4 protein-coding genes and 1 pseudogene are annotated in these 3,938 nt (G+C 35.1%); 3 read left to right on the top strand and 2 right to left on the bottom strand.

The genetic code is table 11. The features are described from left to right. The first annotated feature begins 87 nt into the window (after positions 1-87). The 3 genes from BW935_RS17900 to BW935_RS17910 all read left to right on the top strand — a co-directional run bounded on the left by BW935_RS17900 (position 88) and on the right by BW935_RS17910 (position 2,268). Positions 88-306, top strand: coding sequence for a response regulator (locus BW935_RS17900; protein WP_076503152.1), 219 nt, complete (start codon positions 88-90; stop codon positions 304-306). A gap of 548 nt (positions 307-854) precedes the next feature. Next, positions 855-1,337, top strand: coding sequence for a DUF4199 domain-containing protein (locus BW935_RS17905; RefSeq protein ID WP_076503153.1), 483 nt, complete (start codon positions 855-857; stop codon positions 1,335-1,337). 397 nt (positions 1,338-1,734) lie between these two features. After that, entirely contained in the window at positions 1,735-2,268 is a 534-nt protein-coding gene (locus BW935_RS17910; protein ID WP_076503154.1) for a DUF4256 domain-containing protein, read from the top strand. 2 nt (positions 2,269-2,270) lie between these two features. Here BW935_RS17910 and BW935_RS17915 read toward each other — a convergent pair whose 3' ends face one another. After that, a complete protein-coding gene (locus BW935_RS17915; protein WP_076503155.1) occupies positions 2,271-3,521 on the bottom strand; it encodes a helix-turn-helix domain-containing protein in 1,251 nt (416 codons plus the stop codon). A gap of 84 nt (positions 3,522-3,605) precedes the next feature. Then, a pseudogene (locus BW935_RS18525) lies at positions 3,606-3,938 on the bottom strand (hypothetical protein); the annotation flags it as partial.

Here is a 3,938-nt window from a genome sequence, read left to right on the forward strand (position 1 = left end):
ACCCTTGGGAAATAGGACAACTAAAGAAGCATTAACAAAAAAATAAATTAACTTAGCAACTGATACTTTTGGTCCAACAAATGGGGAGTGTTATACGAAGTCCTACAGGAAATCAAAACTGATCCCAACCTGAAGCGGATTCCGGTCATCATGTTGACAACATCTTCATCTAGAAAAGATATTGATCAGGCCTACGAGCATCATGCCAACAGCTACATCACCAAGCCTATGGAGATGGAAGATTTCCTGAAAGCTATTACCAAAATTGAAGAGTTTTGGTTGCAATTGGTAAGATTGCCGAATTAGGAGTTAGTTATTAGTTAATGGTAATTGGGGATTAGGGTTTATTTGGTTATTTGGTTAGGGATAAAAAGAGCGCTAAGTTGTTAAGGGTTAAGTGTTAAATGTTAAGTCGTTAAGAAAAAGAACACAGTAAGTAATAGGATAAATTTACGGTTAACGATGTACAGTTAACGTTTAACGGTAGACGTGAAAGTGCAGGTTGTTGATTATCGCATCATGTCGCAAAAGACCATCCCATAAAGGAGGAAATCTTAAAGAAACTTAAGAAAGACACCAAAATTTATCATTTTGTGAGCTTAGTGGACCTTTTCGTATTTTGTGACGCTCTTTTCTTAGGCAAATAGAAACGTGATTAACACCAATTTTTTTAAACGTCAAATGTTGAGAATTTATCCTAAATAAGGCAATTTGCATTAAAATAGTTTAAGATCATTTGACTCGCTTTACATGGTGGTTTGTACCAATAGGAGAAAAGATACTAAGCTTGCATAATCTTCTATTTCATAAAGCAATCATTCCTTATATTTACATAATTAACCACCCTACATACAATGAAAAATATCAAACTCGAATTCAAATGGGCCGTTATCTTTATTTTGATGACATTGGCTTGGATGGTCTTAGAAAAAATCGCTGGACTTCATGGTAAATACATTGATTATCACCTGTACTTGACCAACCTTTACGCAATTCCTGCCATCATCGTGATGGTCATGGGTCTGAAAGATATCAAGTCTCAAAAATATGCTGGACAAATATCTTATCTTCAAGGACTAAAAGCTGGCGTAATCATAGCCATAATCATAGCCATATTTAGTCCTGGGATGCAATGGATAATTTCCTACATAATCACGCCAGAATACTTCCCAAACGTCATTCAGCGCTCAGTAGAAATCGGTTACTTTGATACCATTGAGGAGGCAGAGGCTCAGTTCAACTTTGCTAATTATGCCAAGCAGTCTACCATTGCAGCATTGGTCATGGGTGTGCTAACTACTGGAATAGCGATGATATTCATTAGGAGTAAAAAGTGATAGTTATTTAGTTATTGGGGATTAGGGGTTAGGGTTTATTTGGTTATTTGGTTATTTGGTTATTTGGTTAGGGATACAAATAGCGCTAGCTTGTTAAGAGTTAAGTGTTAAGCATTAAATGTTAAGCGTTAAATGTTAATTACGTTAACAATAAGAACACGGTAAGTAATAGGATAAATTTACGGTTAACGATGTATAGTTAACGTTTAACGGTAGACGTGAAAGTGCAGGTTGTTGATTATCGCATCATGTCGCAAAAGACTATCCCATAAAGGAGGAAATCTTAAAGATACGTAAGAGAGACACCAAGATTTATCATTTTGTGAGCTTAGTGGTCCTTTGCGTATTTTGTAACGCTCTTTTTGGAGCATGTATAACTTGGAAATACTTAAATAAAATGGATAAGGAAAACTTACTTGCAATTTTAAAAGAAAGATTTGAGCGTAATATGCATAGACATGCTGACCTTGAATGGGAGGTTGTATTACAAAAAATCTCAGATGATGCAACTGTTCTAGGTATTCTTGGAAAGATGGAAGAGACTGGAGGAGAGCCTGATGTAATTGGTATGAATGATTCTGAGAAATTAGTTTTTTGTGATTGTAGTGCTGAAAGTCCTTCAGGAAGAAGGAGCCTTTGTTATGACCAAGAAGCGCTTGAAAAAAGAAAAGCAAATAAGCCCTCTGGAACTGCTCAAGGACTGGCAAAGGGAATAGGCATACAGCTTTTGACTGAAGACATGTATTTTAGATTACAATCACTTGGTGATTTTGATTTGAAAACATCTTCTTGGCTGGCAACACCGGATGCCATAAGAGAGAAAGGTGGGGCAATATTTGGAGATAAAAGGTTCGGAAGGACGTTTATTTATCATAACGGAGCAGATTCCTATTATGCTGCTAGAGGATTTAGAGGTTTTGTTGAAGTCTAACCCTACTCCTCTTCTTCAATTTGTCCATTGACAAATTTTTTCCAGTACTCATTAGGGCTATAACCTACCTCTTTTTTGAATGCATTGAAAAAAGTAATTCTTGAGTTGAATCCAGCTTTTTCACTTAGACTATCTATGGTATAGTCATCTAGATAGCCGTTTTGAATTTCAGCTATGGCATACCTGACTCTATAGCAATTGATCAATTCATTGAAGCCTTTTTCAAAATATCTATGAATCACCATTGAGATGATTTTCGGTGATAAGCCCATTTGCTTTGAAAAAGTCGCTAGGCTTATACCATTTTCTAAAAAAGCGCCTTCATCTAAAAGATACTCCATTCTTTTCTTCACTGTCAAAAGGTCCAACTCCGAAACTCCTGTCGGTAAACTTTCTTTTATGTTCTTTTTGACCGGTTGCTTCTCTTCTGTCTTCAATTCGGCTTCAACTAATACATTTTCAAGGTTAATAATTTCCTCAATATTTTCTTCCTCTTTATATCCAAAAACAAAATCAGGATTGAAGTTGATGTATAGATTTAAAACCAAAATACCAAGTAATGCCATTCTTGAGAAAAACGAAACCAATCCCGACCAGTCTAAGATTTCAAAATTTTTGAGCATCTCAAAAAATGAGTATCCAAAATGGGCAATGATTACAAAACCCATTAAAATCAAGGAATAGTAAAGCCAATTTTTGAGTTTATTTCTATTGATTTCAAGAAGTAGTTTTGGCCTTTTTGAAATCACTAGATTGACTGATATTCCTAAATATATTATCTGTAAAAATGATCTAAATGGATAATGAAAGCTCATAGGGATAAGGCCATTTCCTAACTTATTTATCATAAAAGGATTTTCTACTATCTGAACAACCAAGTCAAATTTAACTTCATAAGGTTGTATGTAAAATGGAATCAGATCGACGAAATGTATCAATGCAGGGAGTAGGTGAATGGAATCATACTTTCTAAACCCTTTGGTTCCTTCGATGCTATTTCTAATGTAAAAATAGAAGAAAGGTGCTGACAGGTACATCAAAGGACTTACTGACCTCAACATATGTGGAGATTTCAGTATAAAACCCGCTTCGAACCACACAAAATAAACCAGCAAAAAAACATTATAAAATAAAAGTGACCAGCCTAGCATTTTGTTGTTTATTATTGATTTCTCTCGTTTGATAATCAACAATAAACTATTGACGGTAGCAACTGAAAGTAGGATGATGATCAGCAGTAAACTTATATTCATAAATCAAAATTTAACCATAAAGATACTTTCATATCTAGTTAAATGTAGCTTCCATCAAAAAAAGAGTAAAAAAATTGACATTTATCAAGAATTCGTAATGATTCTGCTTAAAGTTTCAGGTCTTACCCCCAACAAAGAGGCTAAATATTTGTGAGGAACACGCTGTAATAGGTGTTTATTACCAGATTTAGCAAAGTAGTCGTATCGTTCTGCTGCTCCAGGGATTCTTGCGGTAAAAGCTCGCTCTTCTGCATGGATATAATACTGTTCTAATAAAACCCTATTGATTGTTGCAAATTCAGGAAAAGTCACTCTGCAATAAACTCCTGACTTCGACACTGGGACACCCAAAATCAAAAATCGAACATTTTTGCCAGTTTTTGCTGACCCTCGTTCAAAAACAGGGTTTTTCTCAGC

It is taken from the genome of Belliella pelovolcani, from assembly GCF_900156785.1.
Lineage (GTDB): Bacteria > Bacteroidota > Bacteroidia > Cytophagales > Cyclobacteriaceae > Belliella > Belliella pelovolcani.

Coding starts and splice junctions, on each gene's coding strand:
- BW935_RS17905 (WP_076503153.1), top strand. CDS start 855: ATGAAAAATATCAAACTCGAATTCAAATGGGCCGTTATCTTTATTTTG.
- BW935_RS17910 (WP_076503154.1), top strand. CDS start 1,735: ATGGATAAGGAAAACTTACTTGCAATTTTAAAAGAAAGATTTGAGCGT.
- BW935_RS17915 (WP_076503155.1), bottom strand. CDS start 3,521: ATGAATATAAGTTTACTGCTGATCATCATCCTACTTTCAGTTGCTACC.